Source organism: Salmonella sp. SJTUF14076 (genome assembly GCF_015534835.1).
Lineage (GTDB): Bacteria > Pseudomonadota > Gammaproteobacteria > Enterobacterales > Enterobacteriaceae > Salmonella > Salmonella enterica.
Genome location: NZ_CP064674.1, coordinates 1,789,229 through 1,808,230 on the forward strand (window position 1 = coordinate 1,789,229; position 19,002 = coordinate 1,808,230).

General features: G+C 53.6%; 15 protein-coding genes. 12 read left to right on the top strand and 3 right to left on the bottom strand.

What is annotated here, in order from left to right; genetic code table 11:
- The first annotated feature begins 72 nt into the window (after positions 1–72).
- A complete protein-coding gene (ibsA, locus tag HU143_RS08545) occupies positions 73–132 on the top strand; it encodes a type I toxin-antitoxin system Ibs family toxin (protein WP_074430376.1) in 60 nt (19 codons plus the stop codon).
- A 98-nt stretch (positions 133–230) separates the two neighbouring features.
- On the opposite strand, the gene yegD is transcribed toward ibsA, so the two are convergent.
- Positions 231–1,583: a molecular chaperone gene (yegD, locus tag HU143_RS08550; protein ID WP_023226701.1), complete on the bottom strand. Its 1,353-nt coding sequence runs from the start codon at positions 1,581–1,583 to the stop codon at positions 231–233.
- 133 nt (positions 1,584–1,716) lie between these two features.
- On the opposite strand from yegD, the gene alkA reads away from it, so the two are divergent.
- A complete protein-coding gene (gene alkA / locus HU143_RS08555) occupies positions 1,717–2,586 on the top strand; it encodes a DNA-3-methyladenine glycosylase 2 (RefSeq protein ID WP_023226700.1) in 870 nt (289 codons plus the stop codon).
- Here alkA and HU143_RS08560 read toward each other — a convergent pair.
- The gene (locus HU143_RS08560; protein ID WP_023226699.1) at positions 2,554–5,544 is read right to left on the bottom strand and encodes an MASE1 domain-containing protein; all 2,991 of its coding nucleotides are present in this window, start codon (positions 5,542–5,544) and stop codon (positions 2,554–2,556) included. The genes alkA and HU143_RS08560 overlap by 33 nt on opposite strands.
- Positions 5,545–5,874: 330 nt before the next feature.
- Between HU143_RS08560 and udk the strand changes: the two genes are divergently transcribed.
- The 3 genes from udk (at position 5,875) to asmA (ending at position 9,083) form a co-directional block, all read left to right on the top strand.
- A complete protein-coding gene (gene udk, locus HU143_RS08565; RefSeq protein WP_000132082.1) occupies positions 5,875–6,516 on the top strand; it encodes a uridine kinase in 642 nt (213 codons plus the stop codon).
- Positions 6,517–6,606: 90 nt separating this feature from the next.
- Positions 6,607–7,188 carry a dCTP deaminase gene (dcd, locus tag HU143_RS08570; protein ID WP_001234783.1) on the top strand — a complete coding sequence of 194 codons (582 nt, stop codon included), beginning with the start codon at positions 6,607–6,609 and terminating at the stop codon, positions 7,186–7,188.
- A gap of 38 nt (positions 7,189–7,226) precedes the next feature.
- Positions 7,227–9,083 carry an outer membrane assembly protein AsmA gene (gene asmA / locus HU143_RS08575; RefSeq protein ID WP_001252271.1) on the top strand — a complete coding sequence of 619 codons (1,857 nt, stop codon included), beginning with the start codon at positions 7,227–7,229 and terminating at the stop codon, positions 9,081–9,083.
- A gap of 85 nt (positions 9,084–9,168) precedes the next feature.
- Here the strand turns inward: asmA and HU143_RS08580 are convergent, their stop codons facing one another.
- Positions 9,169–10,749, bottom strand: coding sequence for a TerC family protein (locus tag HU143_RS08580; RefSeq protein ID WP_023226698.1), 1,581 nt, complete (start codon positions 10,747–10,749; stop codon positions 9,169–9,171).
- 674 nt (positions 10,750–11,423) lie between these two features.
- On the opposite strand from HU143_RS08580, the gene HU143_RS08585 reads away from it, so the two are divergent.
- The 7 genes from HU143_RS08585 to wcaD all read left to right on the top strand — a co-directional run bounded on the left by HU143_RS08585 (position 11,424) and on the right by wcaD (position 18,997).
- Complete coding sequence (locus tag HU143_RS08585; RefSeq protein ID WP_000978077.1) at positions 11,424–12,563, top strand: polysaccharide export protein; 1,140 nt, start codon at positions 11,424–11,426, stop codon at positions 12,561–12,563.
- A 5-nt stretch (positions 12,564–12,568) separates the two neighbouring features.
- A complete protein-coding gene (gene wzb / locus HU143_RS08590; protein WP_000482224.1) occupies positions 12,569–13,018 on the top strand; it encodes a low molecular weight protein-tyrosine-phosphatase Wzb in 450 nt (149 codons plus the stop codon).
- Positions 13,015–15,174 (top strand): tyrosine-protein kinase Wzc, encoded by a 2,160-nt coding sequence (wzc, locus tag HU143_RS08595; RefSeq protein ID WP_023226697.1) that lies wholly within the window; start codon positions 13,015–13,017, stop codon positions 15,172–15,174. The genes wzb and wzc overlap by 4 nt, the downstream gene beginning before the upstream one ends.
- Before the next feature lie 86 nt (positions 15,175–15,260).
- Positions 15,261–16,103 (top strand): colanic acid biosynthesis glycosyltransferase WcaA, encoded by an 843-nt coding sequence (gene wcaA, locus HU143_RS08600; RefSeq protein WP_000205695.1) that lies wholly within the window; start codon positions 15,261–15,263, stop codon positions 16,101–16,103.
- 2 nt (positions 16,104–16,105) lie between these two features.
- Complete coding sequence (wcaB, locus tag HU143_RS08605) at positions 16,106–16,594, top strand: colanic acid biosynthesis acetyltransferase WcaB (RefSeq protein ID WP_023226696.1); 489 nt, start codon at positions 16,106–16,108, stop codon at positions 16,592–16,594.
- On the top strand, positions 16,591–17,808 hold the full coding sequence (wcaC, locus tag HU143_RS08610) for a colanic acid biosynthesis glycosyltransferase WcaC (RefSeq protein ID WP_023226695.1): 1,218 nt from the start codon (positions 16,591–16,593) through the stop codon (positions 17,806–17,808). The genes wcaB and wcaC overlap by 4 nt, the downstream gene beginning before the upstream one ends.
- Positions 17,783–18,997 carry a colanic acid polymerase WcaD gene (gene wcaD / locus HU143_RS08615; protein ID WP_000091392.1) on the top strand — a complete coding sequence of 405 codons (1,215 nt, stop codon included), beginning with the start codon at positions 17,783–17,785 and terminating at the stop codon, positions 18,995–18,997. Before wcaC ends, wcaD begins: the two co-directional genes overlap by 26 nt.
- The last annotated feature ends 5 nt before the right edge of the window (positions 18,998–19,002 follow it).

The following is a 19,002-nucleotide window of genomic DNA, read 5'->3' on the forward strand; positions in this document are numbered from 1 at the left end:
GCCACCGATTTCAGCAGGACGCTGAAACGGGAAAGCCCCTCCCGAGGAAGGGGCCAAAATAAGGAAAGGGTTATGATGAAGTTAGTCATCATACTGGTGATACTCTTAGTGATTAGCTTCCAGGCTTACTAAGACACCAGGGGGAGGAGGAATCCTCCCTTACCCTCACTCCTGACGTTAAGCCACATCAAAAATAATGTCAATCCATCAGCGCTGAGCTTGCGAGGCGCTTAGCGGAAAACGACCTCCGCCCAGCGCGCCAGTCCTGCGGTGACGGAGCCGAAATCATCGCCGCCAGCGACGGGTATGCCCGGTAGCTGTTCGGAAAGCGCTTTTTTAATCAATGGCGAACGGGCGCTGCCGCCGGTCAGATAGATGACATCCGGTTTTTCCTGCGCGCTGTCCAGCGCCAGTTGCACCTGTTCCAGAATACGCGCCAGCGGTTGATCCAGCGCCGCTTCCAGTCCTTGCTGGCTGATAGCGACCGCCAGGTCGTCGCTGATAAATGGCAGCCTCGCCGTAACATCCGCCTGGCCGGAAAGGGCGATTTTGCTCTCTTCCGCGCAGCGCACCAGGCGGTAACTAAGCCGCTGACGCCAGACCTTGAGCAGCAACGCGACCTTGTCTGCTTCACGCGCGTTGCGAACCAAATCGTTCAACATACGACCATTCGCGCTACTGTAAAAATCGCTTTGCGCCGGGACGTCGTTAATCGCCACGGCGTTCCACCACGGCAGCACCGGCAGGGCGATGCCTTTTTCGGTTTCGCCGCCCATGCCCAGCAAAGGCATCAGATTTTTAAAGGCCAGCGCGATATCCAGATCGTTTCCGCCCACGCGGCAACCGCTGTGCCCCAACAGGCTGTTTTCACGATCGGCGCGCTGACGCCACTGCGGCCCCATCAGCAGCATGGAGCAGTCGGTGGTGCCGCCGCCAATATCCACGACCAGCACACGCTTCTCTTCCCGCAGCGTAGCCTCGTAGTCCAGGCCCGCCGCAACCGGTTCATACTGGAATACCACCTCCTGAAAACCGGCGCGTTTTGCCGCCCGCTCCAGAATACCCTGCGCCTGGCGGTTCGCGTCATCGCCGCCCAGTCCCTGAAAGTTGATCGGGCGACCGATCACCGCCTGGGTAATGGCCTCCGGCAATTGGCTGTGCGCCGTATGACGAATATGTACCATCATGGCGCAGACTAAATCTTCAAACAGCGCGACCTGCTGCGGTTTCAGGCCGCTGGCGCCTAAAAAGGATTTTGGCGATTTGACAAACCAGACCTCCTGGGGATCGTCAATATAGTGCGCCAGCGACGCCAGACCAAACTGTACGCTTTGCGCGCCAACCTCAATATCTTCCTCGCGGTTGTAGCGTATCGCGCGGCGCAGCAGCGCCTGGGTTTCTTCGTCCGTTGCCGGCACATCATGATGGCGATACAGCCACTCGCTCACCGCTTCGCGCGTCGGCGCGCACAGCATAGACGGCAGTAATGCGCTGTTATTCTCCATTGTCAGCAACTGTGGATGCCCGTCGCGCATAATGGCGACCGAGCAGTTTGCCGTACCGTAATCAAATCCTATAAACACCTTAAAATCCCCATGCCAGTGAAGAAGGGGCGTGACTTTAGCGAAATGTCGTCGCGGCGACAACTGGAATATGAAAGCAAGGCGTTACGTGCGATTAGCGTTTATGCTGAAAGGTCAAATAAAGGAGAAAAGTATGTTTACCCTGAGCTGGCAGCCGCCTTACGACTGGTCGTGGGTGTTGGGCTTTCTTGCCGCGCGTGCGGTGGACGGCGTGGAAACGGTAGGCGAGGGCTTTTATGCGCGCAGCCTGGTGGTGGGCGAGCATCGCGGACTGATCAGCGTGAGCCCCCATCTGCCCACCCACACTGTGCAGGTCAGCGTGAGCGCCGGATTACTTCCCGTCGCGCCGGCGTGTCTGGCGAAGGTTTCGCGTCTGTTTGATCTTGACTGCCAGCCCGCGCAGGTTGCCGCCGTGCTGGGGCCACTGGGCGAGGACAGACCGGGGCTGCGTTTACCGGGATCGGTTGATACGTTTGAACAAGGCGTGCGGGCGATACTGGGGCAACTGGTGAGTGTCGCGATGGCGGCCAGGTTGACGGCGAAAGTGGCGCGCCGCTATGGCGAGGCGTTGCCGGATGCGCCCGATTATGTCTGTTTTCCCGGTCCGGAAACGCTAGCGTTGGCCGATCCGCTGGCGCTTAAAGCTCTGGGGATGCCGCTGCGGCGCGCCGAAGCGCTGATTCATCTGGCGCAGGCGACGCTGGCGGGAAAACTGGCGCTCGCCGCGCCGCCGGATATTGAGCAGAGCGTTAAAAATTTACAAACGTTTCCGGGAATTGGCCGTTGGACGGCGAACTATTTCGCCCTGCGCGGTTGGCAGGCAAAAGATATCTTTTTGCCCGATGATTACTTAATTAAGCAGCGCTTTGCCGGGATGACGGCCGCGCAGATCCGTCGCTACGCGGAGCGCTGGAAACCGTGGCGTTCCTACGCGCTACTGCATATCTGGTATACCCACGGCTGGCAACCGTCAATGGATAGCGAAATAGCTGGTATTCAGTAACAAATCCAGCGGTTGCGCTTCGGCGATAGTGTCGCCATAAATCAGATCCACGCCAATACGGGAGAGCGTATCCAGCACCTGTGGATTTTGTACCGGCCCGGCGAGCGTTTTGATGTCCAGATGCTGGGCGTGTCCCTGGATGATCGAGGTCAGCATTTCATCCATTAAACTCTCATGAACGTTGGCGATAAGGTCGCTATCCAGCAGTAAATAATCGGCGATATGCGGGGTCAGTAAATTAAACAGCTGTAAATCGCGCCCGACATGGCTGAGAATCACCTGGCAGCCGCGTTGCCGCAGTTTTCGCAGAGTCGCAGCGGCGGTCTGCGCCTGCTTAACGATAACGTCAGCCGGGATAATCAGGTGTAATAACCGTGGCGGCAGTGGGCTATGCTCCAGTTGTTCCAGCAGCTCATCAATAAGGGTCGCGCTGTATAATCCCGCGGCGGACAGCGGCAGCGCAACGCTTAATCCCTTGCTGGCGACGGCGGTCGCCGCATGGCGGAAAAACTCATGGAATACCCGTCGGTCAAGCGCGTGATGCAGCGCGGGGTCGGCTAACCCTGCCCGGAACGCGCGCTCTTCCATCACTTCCCCTTCGCTGGTCCACAGCCTGAGTGAGACCAGCCAAAAGCTGGTGGCCTCCGGCGTACGCGGCGGCGCGACGTTTCTGGCAAGCATTAGCAGGTGGTTATTTTTAATCATATGCCACTGTTCTTCCAGCGGCATCATTCCCTTTGAGGAGGTTAATGCGTGCTGCGGTTCGTACACGGTCAGACGGCCTCGACCGCTATTTTTCGCGGCGTAGCAGGCAATATCGGCCTGAGACACGACCTCTGTGAGCTGGCAGTTATGTTCATTTATCATTGTGATCCCGGCGCTGGCGCCGATCCGATGCAGGCGTCCTTCCCACATAAAGTGATACTCATTAACGGCGTTGATAAGCCGCGTCACGATAAAGCGCGCGCTGTCACTATTACAATCTGGCAGCAACAGGCCAAACTCATCGCCACCCAGACGGGCCAGAAGATCGCCGGATCGAAGCATACTGAGCATCAGTGACGCGAGTTCGCGCAATAAGGCATCGCCGGCGGCATGTCCCGCGCTGTCGTTAACCGCTTTAAAACGGTCCAGATCGATAAACACCAGCGCATGATGTTGAGGCGATTCCTGTATTGTTTGCAGGCGCTGTTGAAGCTGCTTTTCAAAACTGGCGCGGTTGGCAAGATGGGTGAGGGCGTCATGCGTTGCGCTGTAGCTGAGCTGGCGTAACATTTTTCGTGATTCGGTAACGTCCTGGATAACCAGAACCGAACCAATCTTATCGCCGTCAAGCGTACTGAGCGGCGTGATACTGTAATGAATATCGTAGCTGCCGCCGTTATGACAATGGAGCACTATCTCCTGTTCCATGTCCGATCGCGACCTGTCGGCGCGATAAATATCCTCCAGCAGCGGCCCCTTATCACCTGACGTAATGCGCAGAACCGTTAATAATGGCGCGCCTAAAGCATCCTCTTGCCGCCAGCCGCTCATCTTCTCGGCGATCGGGTTCATAAAGGTGATATTCATCGCGACATCAATACACACCACCGCTTCTCCGATAGAGTCAAGCGTGATGTGCAACCGTTCTTTTTCCTGAAACAGCGCGTCGTTCGCCTGTGTAATACGCTCCATCAACCGCTGGTTTTCCTGCTCGCTTTGCTTGAGATCGTTAATATCTTCAATCTGAGCAATAAAATAGAGAGGTTTATTGTCTTTATGACGAACCAGCGAGACGGCCAGCAGCGCCCAGACGACATCGCCGTTGCGGGTGTAGTAGCGTTTTTCCATGGAATAGCTATTGATGTCGCCGCGCACCAGCATGTTTAGCTGTTCAAGGTCGTTATTCAGGTCTTCCGGCCAGGTCAATTGCTGAAATGTCATCGTGCGTAATTCATCCTGGCTATAGCCAAGAAAATGGCTCAGAGATTTATTGACCTGTAGCCACTGACCCTCCGTACCGACCAGCGCCATACCAATGGCGGAATACTCCATCGCGTTGCGAAAGCGGGATTCGCTCTCGGTGATATGTTTACGTTCCGTGCGAAACGCGTACATCACCATCGTCATCATATTGGCAGGCAGCAGGATCATTAAAAAAGGCAGCCACGGCATATTGACCATCACGTCGGTTTTCGGCGTGGCGAGCAGCGTGGGGTCATTGGCCAGCATGAGCGAGACCACGATAACGGTAGCTAAAAAAATTAAAAACGCCTCCATTCGCGGCAGGCGCACCGCACTCCACATCAACAGGACGATAACGCACGTAAACGGCCACGGAATATAGCGCATAGCGAGCCAGCTTAGCGCCAGCGTAATGACCAGCGTCAATAGCGTTTCCAGCAACAGATGCGGGTCGCGATGACGCAACAGATAGTGTGGTTTAAACAGTAAACCTAACGGCACCAGCGTCAGCGCGCCGATGGCTTCCGATAATACCCAAATCAGAAACGCTTTCGAGGCGACCGCTTCCGGCGCTATCAGCCAAAATAACAGGCCGCCGAGTAGCGGCGGAATCACGGCGCTGCCGATAGCCAGACGAAACCAGTCATTCAAATTTTGTAAGGGGTTGTAGCTGGGGAGCAGTTTTCGCAGCAGTATCGCGCCAGTGGCCGCCTCGATAATATTTATTGCCGTCCAGCTAAAGTTAAGCGAGGCGGCCGGAAATAAAGTCAGTGAGGCGCCGATGCTGCTGAGCGAGCAGGCGACCGCGATCCCAGGCCACAGACGGCCCGCATGGCGGTAAAACGCGACCATCATAATGGAGGTGGGGAACCACAGCGGCGCGAGTTGGGTGCCGACACGCGATAATACGAGCGAAAAGAGCGTAAAGACAAACGCGACCAGGCCTAAACTGACCAGACGCAATAGCGGGTGGGGGACGGTAACGAAAACATGTTGGGATGGTTTACTCATTACCACTCTATCCGAATCGCCGGTAACGTCGCGGAATACCGGACGCGTCAGTTTACTCTGTGATTATGCTAGTATAAACGCGTAATGATTTATACGCTGGCTGAATATAAATTGTGGCTCCCGGCGTATTCCTCCTCCAGACGGGGCGATAAATCCGCTGTCCGCGTTAAAACTGAACGCTTTTACGTCGCGACGTCGAATACGCCGCCAACAAATTCACCGTGGCATAGCGCCGGACTGGTATCGCGCTGCTGAAATCCCTATAATTGCCGCGTTTGGCGTTTCGGCGCCCCCCTTCCTTACATCCAGGTTAATCAGGTCGCTAAATTTATGACTGATCAGTCTCATCAGTGCGTCATTATCGGTATCGCTGGCGCATCGGCTTCCGGCAAGAGTCTTATTGCCAGTACCCTTTACCGCGAATTGCGTGAACAAGTGGGTGACGAACATATTGGCGTTATTCCCGAAGACAGTTATTACAAAGATCAAAGCCATCTGTCGATGGAAGAACGCGTAAAAACTAACTATGACCATCCGAATGCGATGGATCACAGCCTGCTATTTCAGCATCTTCAGGCGCTCAAGCGCGGTTCGGCGATTGAATTACCGGTATACAGTTATGTTGAGCATACCCGTATGCAGGAAACGGTTCGCGTAGAACCGAAGAAAGTGATTATTCTTGAAGGTATTCTGTTACTGACCGACGCGCGTTTGCGTGAAGAGATGAACTTCTCTATTTTTGTCGATACGCCGCTGGATATCTGTTTGATGCGCCGTATCAAACGCGATGTGAACGAGCGTGGTCGCTCAATGGATTCGGTGATGGCGCAATATCAGAAAACGGTGCGTCCGATGTTCCTGCAATTTATTGAGCCTTCCAAACAATATGCGGATATTATCGTGCCGCGCGGCGGTAAAAACCGCATCGCTATTGATATTCTGAAAGCGAAAATCAGCCAGTTCTTTGAATAAATCTGGCGAATTGTGTACCGTTCAGTGATAACCTGGTTAGCCCTTGATGTGCTTGATTTAAGGGCTTGATGCGCGAAAGGAGAAAGTGCCATGCGTTTATGCGACCGAGATATTGAAGCCTGGCTGGATGAAGGCCGTTTGTCTATCACCCCGCGACCTCCCGTAGAGCGCATTAATGGCGCGACGGTCGATGTACGTCTTGGCAATAAATTTCGAACCTTCCGTGGCCATACGGCGGCGTTTATCGATCTGAGCGGGCCGAAAGATGAGGTCAGCGCGGCGCTGGATCGCGTGATGAGCGATGAAATCGTTTTGCCGGACGGCGAGGCATTTTATCTGCATCCGGGCGAGTTGGCGCTGGCTGTCACCTTTGAATCCGTTACCCTGCCGCCGGATTTAGTGGGCTGGCTGGATGGTCGTTCCTCGCTGGCGCGTCTGGGATTGATGGTGCATGTGACGGCGCACCGTATCGATCCCGGCTGGTCGGGCTGCATTGTGCTTGAGTTTTACAATTCCGGGAAGCTGCCGCTGGCGTTGCGTCCGGGTATGCTCATCGGCGCGCTGAGCTTTGAGCCGCTGTCCGGCCCGGCGGCGCGGCCTTATAACCGCCGTCAGGATGCCAAATATCGCGATCAGCAGGGCGCTGTCGCCAGCCGGATTGATAAAGACTGAGCCATTCGGCGCAATACTGCCGGTCCATTGAGGGTAGCATGAGACGATTTCTGACGACGCTGATGATTCTCCTGGTCGTGCTGGTGGCCGGATTCTCTGCGTTGGTATTGTTGGTCAATCCGAATGATTTCCGCGCCTATATGGTGCAGCAGGTTGCCGCGCGTAGTGAATATCAGTTGCAACTTGACGGGCCGCTGCGCTGGCACGTATGGCCGCAACTCAGTATCCTTTCCGGGCGAATGACGCTAACGGCGCGAGGCGCCAGCGAACCGCTGGTGCGGGCTGACAATATGCGCCTGGATGTCGCTTTATGGCCGCTGTTGAGTCATCAGCTTCATGTTAAGCAGGTGATGCTGAAAGGCGGGGTGATTCAATTGACGCCGCAAACGGAAGCGGTACGCAGTGATGATGCGCCGGTCGCGCCGAAAGATAATACCTTGCCGGACGTAGCGGAAGATCGCGGCTGGTCGTTTGATATTCGTAGCCTGCGCGTTGCCGATAGTGTGCTGGTTTTCCAGCATGAAAATGATGACCAGGTCACGGTGCGCGATATTCGTCTGAATATGGAACAAGATGCCGAGCATCGCGGCACGTTTGATTTTTCGGGACGCGTGAACCGCGATCAGCGGGATCTTGCTTTATCGTTCAGCGGAACGGTGGATGCTTCCGATTACCCGCATAATTTAACCGCGGGTATTGAGCAACTGCGCTGGCAATTGCAGGGCGCGGATCTACCAGCGCAGGGGATTGAGGGGCAGGGACAATTGCAGGCGCAGTGGCAGGAGGCGCAAAAACGTCTTTCATTTAACCACTTAAATTTAACGGCGAATGACAGTTCTCTGACCGGGCAAGTTCAGGTAACGCTGGCGGAGCAGCCGGAATGGCAAATTGACCTCCAGTCCAGCAAGCTTAATCTGGACAACCTGTTGCCGCATCATAGCGCCGTGGCTCAGACAGGCGGCGCGGTGTCGCAGGGGCAAAATACGCTCCCCCTGACCAGGCCAGTTATCGCGTCGCGTGTTGGTGCGCCGCCTTATCAGGGGCTGCAAAGCTTTACGGCGGAGATTGCTTTACAGGCGGATTCAGTTCGCTGGCGGGGAATGGACTTTACCCAGGTTTCGACGAAGATGTCTAATCAGGCCGGATTGCTGGATATTACCGAGTTGCAGGGGAAACTGGCCGACGGAGAGATGTCGCTGCCCGGCACGCTTGACGCCCGCACCGCCAGTCCGCGCATCGAGTTCCACCCTCGCCTCAATCATGTTGAGATTGGGACTATCCTGAAAGCCTTCAATTATCCGATTAGCCTGACCGGTAAGATGTCGCTGGTTGGCGATTTCTCCGGGGCAGATATTGACGCGGAGGCATTTCGCCACAGCTGGAAAGGAAAAGCGCATGTTGACATGAGCAATACGCGCCTTGAAGGAATGAATTTCCAGCAACTGGTGCAGCAGGCCGTAGAGCGAAGCGGCGGCGACGCGCAGCAGTCGCAGGAAAATATGGACAACGCGACCCGACTGGATCGCTTCACGACCGATCTGACGCTAAATAAGGGCACGCTGACGCTCGACGACATGGTCGGGCAATCTTCTATGCTGGCGTTAACCGGCAGCGGAACGCTGGACCTGGTTAAGCAGAGCTGTGATACGCAATTTAATCTGCGTGTGCTGGGCGGATGGAACGGCAATAGCAACCTGATCACCTTCCTGAAAGAGACGCCGGTGCCGCTGCGCGTCTATGGCAAGTGGCAGGAGCTGAACTATACCCTGCAAGTGGATCAGTTATTGCGTAAGCATTTACAGGATGAGGCGAAGCGTCGGCTCAACGACTGGGCGGAGCGCAATAAAGATACCCGCAATGGTAAAGATGTGAAGAAACTGCTGGATAAGCTGTAGTTTTTGGCCAAAGGGCAGAGCCGGATGGCAAGGCTAACGCGCCTCCGGCCTGCCTGGTAAGCAGGCCGGGGCAGGCGAACAGGCGTTACATCTCCTGGTCTGGCTCGCCGTTATGCAGCGGAATTAACTGCACTTTCTGCACTCGATGGCTTTCTACCTGCAATGTTTTCAGCAAATAATCACCCACCTGAACCTCTTCACCGGTTTGCGGTATGCGCTGCAAATATTCCATCAATAATCCGGCAATCGTATGGTATTCCCGTTTTTCATCCAGCGGTAGCGGCACGTACTGCACCAAATCCTCCAGCGGCATATGGCCGTTTGCTGTCCAGGAACCGTCCGGGTTCTTCTGAATATCGTGGCGGGCGTCAATTTCCTCGACTTCATTCGGCAGATTACCGGCAATAGTCTCCATGACATCGCTTAATGTCACAATGCCTTCAACCGAGCCAAACTCATCTACGACAAAGGCAAAATGGGTTCTGGCGTTACGGAACTGCTCCAGCGCAGGCAGCAGCGGCAATGTTTCCGGGAAAACCAGCGGTTGGCGAATCAGCGCCCGCAGGTTGAGCGGTTCGCCGCGCAGCGATTGTTGCAACAGATCGATGACGTGGACGACGCCGAGTAAATCTTCCTGTTCATTTTCACCCGTCACGACCAGACGCGTATGCTGGTTCTTTTCCAGCAGAGCGCGGATTTCCGCTTCCGGCGCGTTGAGATCGATATGCTCGATATCGTGACGCGACGTCATGATGCTACTTACGGTGCGCTGGTTGAGATTCAGCACCCGCTCAATCATCCTGCGCTCCTGCGGATTAAAAATCTGGCTGTCGTCATGGTCTGCCAGCATCGCGGCGGTTTCCGCATCCAGTTCGGCATCCTCTTTTTTACCGCTAATCAGCCGCATCACGGCCTCCGTTGTGCGCTGGCGCAGCGTATGGTTAGCGGAAAGAAAACGGCGGCGGTTAAAAATAGCCAGTTGGTTGAGCGCCTCGATCATCACCGAGAAGCCGATAGCCGCGTACAGATACCCTTTCGGAATGTGGAAACCAAACCCTTCCGCCACCAGGCTAAAGCCGATCATTAGCAGGAAGCTAAGGCACAAAATGACAATGGTGGGATGGTTGTTCACAAATCGGGTCAGGGACTTGCTGGCGAGCAGCATCAGGCTAATGGCGATTATCACTGCCGCCATCATGACCGCCAGGTGATCGACCATCCCCACGGCGGTAATCACGGAGTCGAGAGAAAAGATAGCGTCCAGCACCACGATTTGCGCGACCACCGCCCAGAATTTCGCCCCCTTACGCTGGGTAGGGTTGGCGCTATCTTTCCCTTCCAGCCGTTCGTTGAGCTCCATGGTGGCTTTAAAGAGCAGGAAGAAGCCGCCGAACAGCATAATCAGATCGCGGGCGCTAAAGCTTAACGCCTGTATGCTAAAGAGCGGCTTAGTCAAGGTGACCAGCCACGAGATTGACGCCAGCAGCAGCAGGCGCATGATCATCGCCAGTATCAGGCCGGTAATGCGCGCGCGGTCGCGCTGCCCCGGCGGTAGTTTTTCAGCGAGGATGGCAATAAAGACCAGGTTATCAATGCCGAGAACAAGTTCGATAACGATTAACGTCACCAGTCCGGCCCAGATTGACGGATCGGCAATCCATTCCATAGTAAGAGCAATACCTTCTGTAATATGACAATTGTCACAATTCGATCATGGATAATACGGCGGAAAAATGCAATGCCGCAGAGCAATTTATCTTTGTTACGCGGCTATAAAATAACTTTAAAATAGCCGTAATGTTTCTGTCGGAAACTAAATAATGTCAAGAATATATTTAGGAAATATCGCAGGTGGAGTGGAGTAAATAAATATTGTCAACATCAATAAAATCCTAAAATCATCTGTTAATTCATTTAATATTAATCTTAAAAATATAGAATGGCGGGTTTGTTACCTTGCCTGTCATTAGGTTAGCTGCAACAATTCTTGCAGGATTAAGATAGCGCTCTTAAATATCCTGTCACGACATCGAGAAAACTATTAATACGTAACCTTTATTTCGCTGAAGATTTTTATCTGAACGAGGATGAAATCGGAGGGGAATGCGAAAATTTAGAATAATCAGTGTATTGGTAGCTAAGAAGCCAGGGGCGGTAGCGTGCCTGAAAGCCTGAATATAAGCCTTTATTATTCTGTCAATAGCCTGCGGATGAATTGATTTTTTTTCAGAATGATGCCAGTTAATTTTCTCTGCCATTAACTGCAAGGTAAATGTGCACGGACGAAGCCGCTATTTAAATTGCACAGGATAATGACTCTGCCAAAGTGATAAATAATCAATGATGAAATCTAAAATGAAATTGATGCCATTATTGGCGTCGCTCAGCTTGATAAGTGGTTGCACAGTACTTCCGGGCAGCAATATGTCTACGATGGGGAAAGATGTGATCAAACAGCAAGACGCTGACTTTGATCTCGACCGGATGGTCAATGTGTATCCGCTGACGCCACGGCTGGTTGAGCAATTACGCCCGCGGCCCAATGTCGCGCAACCGAATATGTCGCTGGACCAGGAGATCGCCAGCTATCAGTATCGCGTCGGGCCTGGCGATGTGCTGAATGTCACCGTCTGGGATCACCCGGAATTGACCACGCCAGCAGGCCAGTACCGTAGCTCAAGCGATACCGGCAACTGGGTACAGCCGGACGGCACCATGTTTTATCCCTACATTGGCAAGGTTAGCGTCGTCGGTAAAACTTTGTCAGAGATTCGCAGCGATATTACCGGGCGTTTAGCGAAGTACATCGCGGACCCGCAGGTGGATGTCAATATCGCCGCTTTCCGCTCGCAAAAAGCGTACATCTCCGGCCAGGTGAATAAATCCGGTCAGCAGGCTATTACTAACGTACCGCTAACCGTCCTGGATGCGATTAACGCTGCGGGCGGCCTGACCGATATGGCGGACTGGCGCAACGTCGTGTTGACGCACAACGGCAAAGAACAGCGCATTTCGCTACAGGCGCTGATGCAAAATGGCGATCTTAGCCAGAACCGCTTGCTCTACCCTGGCGACATTCTGTATGTGCCGCGCAATGACGATCTGAAAGTCTTTGTCATGGGCGAAGTGAAAAAACAGAGCACCCTCAAAATGGATTTCAGCGGCATGACGCTCACCGAAGCATTAGGCAATGCGGAAGGCATCGATCTGACCACCTCCAACGCCAGCGGCATTTTTGTGATTCGTCCGTTGAAAGGCGAGGGGGGACGCGGCGGCAAGATCGCCAATATCTACCAGCTTGATATGTCTGACGCCACGTCATTGGTGATGGCGACGGAATTCCGACTTCAGCCTTACGATGTGGTGTACGTCACGACCGCGCCGGTTGCTCGCTGGAACCGCCTGATCAATCAGTTGCTGCCGACCATTAGCGGTGTCCGTTATATGACGGATACGGCCAGCGACATTCATTCCTGGTAATCGTTATGTTTAACAAAATCTTAGTGGTCTGTGTGGGGAATGTTTGCCGTTCCCCGACGGCAGAACGTTTGCTAAAGCGCTTTCATCCTTCGCTGACGGTAGCGTCCGCCGGGTTAGGCGCGCTGGTCGGCAAAGGAGCCGATCCTGCGGCGGCGAGCGTGGCGAGCGCCCACGATCTGTCTTTGGAAAATCACTGCGCAAGGCAAATTTCCGCGCGTCTGTGCCGGGAGTATGACCTGATTCTGACGATGGAGAAACGCCACATCGCCGCCCTGTGCGACATTGCGCCGGAAATGCGCGGCAAGGTAATGCTGTTTGGTCACTGGGACAGCGAGCGTGAAATACCGGACCCGTATCGCAAAAGCCGCGATGCGTTTGAGGCGGTGTACACATTACTGGAAAGGTCTGCCCGCCAGTGGGCGCAGGCACTGAATGCAGAGCAGGGAAAACCATGACAGAAAAAGTAAAACAATCTGCGGCGGCTACGGGTAGCGATGAAATCGATATCGGGCGTCTGGTCGGAACGGTGATTGAAGCGCGTTGGTGGGTGTTGGGGACGACGGCCATATTTGCGCTGTGCGCGGTAATTTATACGTTCTTCGCCACGCCCATCTATAGCGCCGATGCGCTGGTGCAGATTGAACAAAACGCCGGTAATTCGCTGGTACAGGATATCAACAGCGCATTAGCGAATAAGCCGCCGGCTTCCGATGCGGAAATTCAGCTCATTCGATCGCGCCTGGTGCTGGGGAAGACCGTTGACGATCTGGATCTGGATATTGCCGTCACCAAAAACACCTTTCCGCTGTTCGGCGCCGGGTGGGAGCGGCTGATGGGGCGTCACAATGAAATGGTGAAAGTCACGACATTCACCCGACCAGAGACGATGAGCGGACAGATCTTCACCCTCAAAGTGCTGGGCGACAAACGTTATCAGTTGGTCAGCGACGGCGGATTTAGCGCGCAGGGCGTTGTGGGCCAGCCACTCAATAAAGACGGCGTGACGATGCGGGTAGAGGCGATTGACGCCCGTCCTGATACGGAATTTACGGTGAGTAAATTCTCAACGCTTGGCATGATTAATAACCTGCAAAATAACCTCACCGTAACGGAAACCGGCAAAGATACCGGCGTTCTGAGCCTGACGTTCACGGGAGAGGATCGCGACCAGATCCGCGAAATTCTCAACAGTATTACCCGTAACTATCTGCAACAGGATATTGCGCGGAAATCTGAAGAGGCGGGGAAGAGCCTGGCGTTTCTGGCAAAACAACTGCCGGAAGTCCGCAGCCGTCTGGATGTGGCGGAAAACAAGCTAAACGCTTTCCGCCAGGATAAAGACTCGGTGGATTTACCGCTGGAGGCGAAGGCGGTGCTCGATTCGATGGTTAATATCGACGCCCAGTTGAATGAGTTGACGTTTAAAGAGGCGGAAATTTCCAAGCTCTTTACCAAAGCGCATCCGGCTTACCGCACCCTGCTGGAAAAACGTAAAGCGCTGGAAGATGAAAAAGCCAAACTGAACGGGCGGGTGACGGCAATGCCGAAAACCCAGCAGGAGATTGTGCGTTTGACCCGTGATGTGGAGTCCGGCCAGCAGGTTTATATGCAACTGCTTAATAAACAGCAGGAGCTGAAAATCACCGAAGCCAGCACCGTTGGCGACGTGCGCATCGTTGACCCGGCGATTACCCAGCCGGGCGTGCTGAAGCCGAAAAAGGCGTTGATTATTCTCGGCAGCATTATTCTGGGATTAATGTTATCGATTGTCGGCGTGCTCCTGCGCTCGCTGTTTAATCGCGGTATTGAAAGCCCGCAGGCGCTGGAGGAGCACGGGATCAGCGTCTATGCCAGTATTCCGCTGTCGGAATGGCAAAAAGCGCGCGATAGCGTCAAAACCATTAAAGGGATTAAGCGTTACAAGCAGAGCCAACTGCTGGCGGTGGGCAATCCGACCGATCTGGCGATTGAGGCGATTCGCAGCCTGCGCACCAGCCTGCATTTCGCCATGATGCAGGCGCAAAATAATGTACTCATGCTCACAGGCGTCAGCCCCTCTATCGGTAAAACCTTTGTTTGCGCCAACCTGGCGGCCGTCATCAGCCAGACGCATAAACGGGTATTACTGATCGACTGCGATATGCGCAAGGGCTACACCCATGAACTGCTCGGCACCAATAACGTGGACGGCTTATCTGACATTCTGGCGGGCAAAGGTGAGATAGCCTCCTGCGCGAAACCCACGGCGATTGCTAATTTTGATCTTATTCCGCGCGGTCAGGTGCCGCCTAATCCATCGGAACTGCTGATGAGCGAGCGCTTCGGCGAGCTGATCGCCTGGGCAAGCAGCCGCTACGACCTGGTATTAATCGACACGCCGCCGATTCTGGCCGTGACGGACGCCGCGATTGTGGGTCGTCACGTCGGGACAACGCTGATGGTGGCGCGTTATGCCGTCAACACCTTAAAAGAGGTGGAAACCAGTCTGAGCCGTTTTGACCAGAATGGCATTCAGGTCAAAGGCGTCATTCTCAACTCCATTTTCCGCCGGGCGACGGGTTACCAGGATTATGGCTATTACGAGTATGAATACCAGTCAGATTCCAAATAAAAAATAAGGCGTGCCGGATGGCGCGGCCTGTGACTGTAGGCCGGACAAGCGTAGCGCCATGCGGCAAAACTATCTGGGGAATAAGCATGACAACAGACAATCCGCTGATCTCAATTTATATGCCAACCTGGAACAGGCAGCAGTTGGCTATCCGGGCGATTAAATCAGTACTACGTCAGGACTACCGTCACTGGGAGATGATCATCGTGGATGATTGCTCTTCATCTTATCAGCAGCTACAACAATTTGTTGAGGAGCTGAACGACCCGCGCGTCCGTTATACCCATAACGCCAGGAATACCGGCGCCTGCGCGGTTCGCAACCAGGCCATTATGCAGGCGCAAGGGCACTACATTACCGGTATTGATGATGACGATGAATGGACGCCAAACCGTCTGAGCGTGTTTCTGGCCCATAAACACCAGTTGACTACGCACGCCTTTTTGTATGCCAACGACTATGTGTGCGAGGGCGAGGTCTACTCTCAGCCTGCCAGCCTGCCGCTGTATCCGAAATCCCCTTATTCGCGCCGCTTGTTCTACAAGCGCAATATTATTGGCAATCAGGTTTTTACCTGGGCCTGGCGTTTTAAAGCGTGTTTGTTCGATACCGAACTCAAGGCGGCGCAGGACTACGACATTTTTCTGCGCATGGTGGTGGAGTATGGCGAACCGTGGAAAGTCGAAGAGGCGACGCAAATTTTACATATCAACCACGGCGAGATGCAGATTACCTCTTCGCCGAAAAAGTTCTCCGGCTATTTCCATTTTTATCGTAAGCACAAAGATAAATTCGATCGCGCCAGTAAAAAATACCAGCTTTTTACGCTGTACCAAATTCGCAATAAGCGAATGACCTGGCGCACGTTGCTGACGTTGCTCTCCGTGCGTAACAGCAAACGCCTGGCGGCCGGGCTGCGGGGGCGATAACGATGCTGGAAGACTTACGCGCGAATAGCTGGAGCTTACGCCCCTGTTGCATGGTGCTGGCCTACCGTATCGCTCATTTTTGTTCCATCTGGCGCAAAAAGAATGTGCTGAATAATCTGTGGGCCGCGCCGGTGCTGGTGCTGTATCGCGTGATCACGGAATGCCTGTTCGGGTATGAAATCCAGGCCGCCGCGACCATTGGTCGGCGGTTCACTATCCATCATGGTTACGCGGTAGTGATCAATAAACACGTCGTCGCCGGCGACGATTTTACCATTCGCCACGGCGTCACCATCGGCAATCGCGGCGCGGACAGCCTGGCTTGCCCGGTGATTGGTCACGGCGTTGAGCTGGGGGCGAACGTCATTCTGCTTGGCGATATTACTATTGGTAATCACGTCACGATTGGCGCGGGTAGCGTGGTGCTTGACAGTATTCCGGACCATGCGCTGGTGGTGGGAGAAAAAGCACGGGTGAAGGTCAGCACATGAATATTCTGCAATTTAATGTACGGCTGGCGGAAGGCGGCGCGGCGGGAGTGGCGTTAGATCTTCATCTGCGGGCGCTGCAAAAAGGGCTGACGTCACGTTTTGTTTATGGTTATGGCAAAGGCGGAAAAAAAAGCGTCAGTCACCACCGCTATCCGCAGGTGATAAAACAGACGCCGCGCGGCACGGCAATCGCCAATATCGCGCTATTTCGTTTCCTGAATCGCGATCTGTTTGGCAATCTCGACAATCTTTACCGCACGGTTATCCAGACATCCGGCCCGCTGGTGCTGCATTTTCATGTTCTCCACAGTTACTGGCTAAACCTGGCGGACATCGTGACATTTTGCGAAAAAGTCAAAGCGCAAAAACCGGACGTCACGCTGGTCTGGACGCTGCACGATCACTGGAGCGTCACCGGGCGTTGCGCCTTCACCGACGGTTGCGAGGGCTGGAAAAGCGGCTGCCAAAAATGCCCGACCCTAAGCAATTATCCGCCAGTCAGGGTGGATCGGGCGCACCAGCTTATTGACGGCAAACGTCAGCGCTTCCGGGACATGCTGCGGCTGGGCTGCCAGTTTATTTCGCCGAGCCAGCATGTGGCCGAGGCCTTTAACAGCGTTTATGGCGCGGGACTCTGCCGGGTGATTAACAACGGTATCGATCTGGCGACCGAGGCGATTCTCGCGCAACTATCACCTGTGCCGCTGAATCCGGGCAAACCGCGGATCGCCATTGTGGCGCATGACTTGCGTTACGACGGCAAAACTGACCAGCGTCTGGTACACGACATGATGGCGCTGGGCGAAAAAATTGAACTGCATACCTTCGGTAAATTTTCGCCTTTTACCGGCCAAAACGTTGTTAATCACGGTTTTGAAACCGATAAGCGCAAATTAATGAGCGCGCTCAATGAGATGGACGCGCTGGTCTTTAGCTCGCGGGTCGATAACTATCCGCTGATCTTATGTGAAGCGCTCTCGATCGGCGTACCGGTGATCGCCACCCACAGCGAGGCGGCGCAGGAGGTGCTGGCGAAATCCGGCGGCCAGACCTTTGCCGCTACAGATGTACTGCGCCTGGCGCAGCGGCGTAAGCCAGAGATTGCTCAGGCGGTATTTGGCGCCACGCTGGACGCCTTTCGTATGCGTAGCCGCGTCGCGTACAGCGGTCAACAGATGCTGGAGGAGTATGTCTCGTTCTATCAGAATCTGTAGCTACCTGCTGCTGCCGCTGATCTACCTACTGGTCAATGTCAAGATTGCCCAACTGGGGGAAAGCTTTCCCATTACCATCGTCACTTTTTTACCGCTGTTGCTGCTGTTATTTGTGGAACGCATTAGCGTAAAAAAATTGATGATTGCCTTAGGCATCGGCGCGGGGCTTACGGCATTTAACTTCCTGTTCGGCCAGTCGCTGAATGCCGGTAAATATGTCACATCCACGATGCTGTTTGTCTATATTGTGGTCATTATCGGGATGGTCTGGAGTATCCGATTCAAAACCATTTCCGCGCATAACCACCGAAAGATTTTACGTTTTTTTTATCTGGTGGTGGGTATAGTGGTCGCGCTCGCCGCGGTTGAGATGGCGCAAATTATCCTTACCGGCGGCAGCAGTATTATGGAAGGAATTTCGAAATATCTCATTTACAGTAATAGCTACGTACTGAACTTCATAAAATTTGGCGGTAAGCGTACCACTGCGCTTTATTTTGAACCGGCATTTTTCGCTTTGGCACTAATCTCAATTTGGCTGAGCATCAAACAGTTTGGTATCAAAACACCGAAAAGCGATGCTATGATTCTGGCAGGGATAATATTATCAGGATCATTTTCAGGGGTAATGACCTTTATCCTGTTTTACCTTCTGGAGTGGGCGTTCCAATATTTGAATAAGGATGCGATAAAGAAAAAACTTCCACTGGCGCTGGTCTCATTAACCCTGTTTTTGGTTGGGGTAATTATTGCATTTCCTTATATCGCGACACGACTTGGCGATTTAGGGACGGAAGGCTCATCTTCTTATTATCGTATTGTGGGCCCCTTAGTCATGGTCGGATATTCCTTGACCCATATTGATGGTGTAGTCAGATTTGGCTCACTTTATGAATATGTTGCATCATTCGGAATCTTTAACGGTGCGGATGTCGGGAAAACCATAGACAATGGATTGTATCTACTGATTATTTATTTTTCCTGGTTCGCAGTGCTAATGACGCTGTGGTATATGGGGAAAGTTTTAAAAATGGCGCTAAATGCGTTTGGCGATAATCGCAATTTTCGGGTGCAGCTCTATCTTTTTACGCCGGTGTCGCTGTTTTTTACCGGTTCAATATTTAGCCCGGAATATGCTTTTTTAATCGTCTGTCCGTTCATTTTGCGCAAGGCGTTAAAAATTTCATAACGGGG

Coding starts and splice junctions, on each gene's coding strand:
- alkA (WP_023226700.1), top strand. CDS start 1,717: ATGTTTACCCTGAGCTGGCAGCCGCCTTACGACTGGTCGTGGGTGTTG.
- HU143_RS08560 (WP_023226699.1), bottom strand. CDS start 5,544: ATGAGTAAACCATCCCAACATGTTTTCGTTACCGTCCCCCACCCGCTA.
- udk (WP_000132082.1), top strand. CDS start 5,875: ATGACTGATCAGTCTCATCAGTGCGTCATTATCGGTATCGCTGGCGCA.
- dcd (WP_001234783.1), top strand. CDS start 6,607: ATGCGTTTATGCGACCGAGATATTGAAGCCTGGCTGGATGAAGGCCGT.
- asmA (WP_001252271.1), top strand. CDS start 7,227: ATGAGACGATTTCTGACGACGCTGATGATTCTCCTGGTCGTGCTGGTG.
- HU143_RS08580 (WP_023226698.1), bottom strand. CDS start 10,749: ATGGAATGGATTGCCGATCCGTCAATCTGGGCCGGACTGGTGACGTTA.
- HU143_RS08585 (WP_000978077.1), top strand. CDS start 11,424: ATGATGAAATCTAAAATGAAATTGATGCCATTATTGGCGTCGCTCAGC.
- wzb (WP_000482224.1), top strand. CDS start 12,569: ATGTTTAACAAAATCTTAGTGGTCTGTGTGGGGAATGTTTGCCGTTCC.
- wzc (WP_023226697.1), top strand. CDS start 13,015: ATGACAGAAAAAGTAAAACAATCTGCGGCGGCTACGGGTAGCGATGAA.
- wcaA (WP_000205695.1), top strand. CDS start 15,261: ATGACAACAGACAATCCGCTGATCTCAATTTATATGCCAACCTGGAAC.
- wcaB (WP_023226696.1), top strand. CDS start 16,106: ATGCTGGAAGACTTACGCGCGAATAGCTGGAGCTTACGCCCCTGTTGC.
- wcaC (WP_023226695.1), top strand. CDS start 16,591: ATGAATATTCTGCAATTTAATGTACGGCTGGCGGAAGGCGGCGCGGCG.
- wcaD (WP_000091392.1), top strand. CDS start 17,783: ATGTCTCGTTCTATCAGAATCTGTAGCTACCTGCTGCTGCCGCTGATC.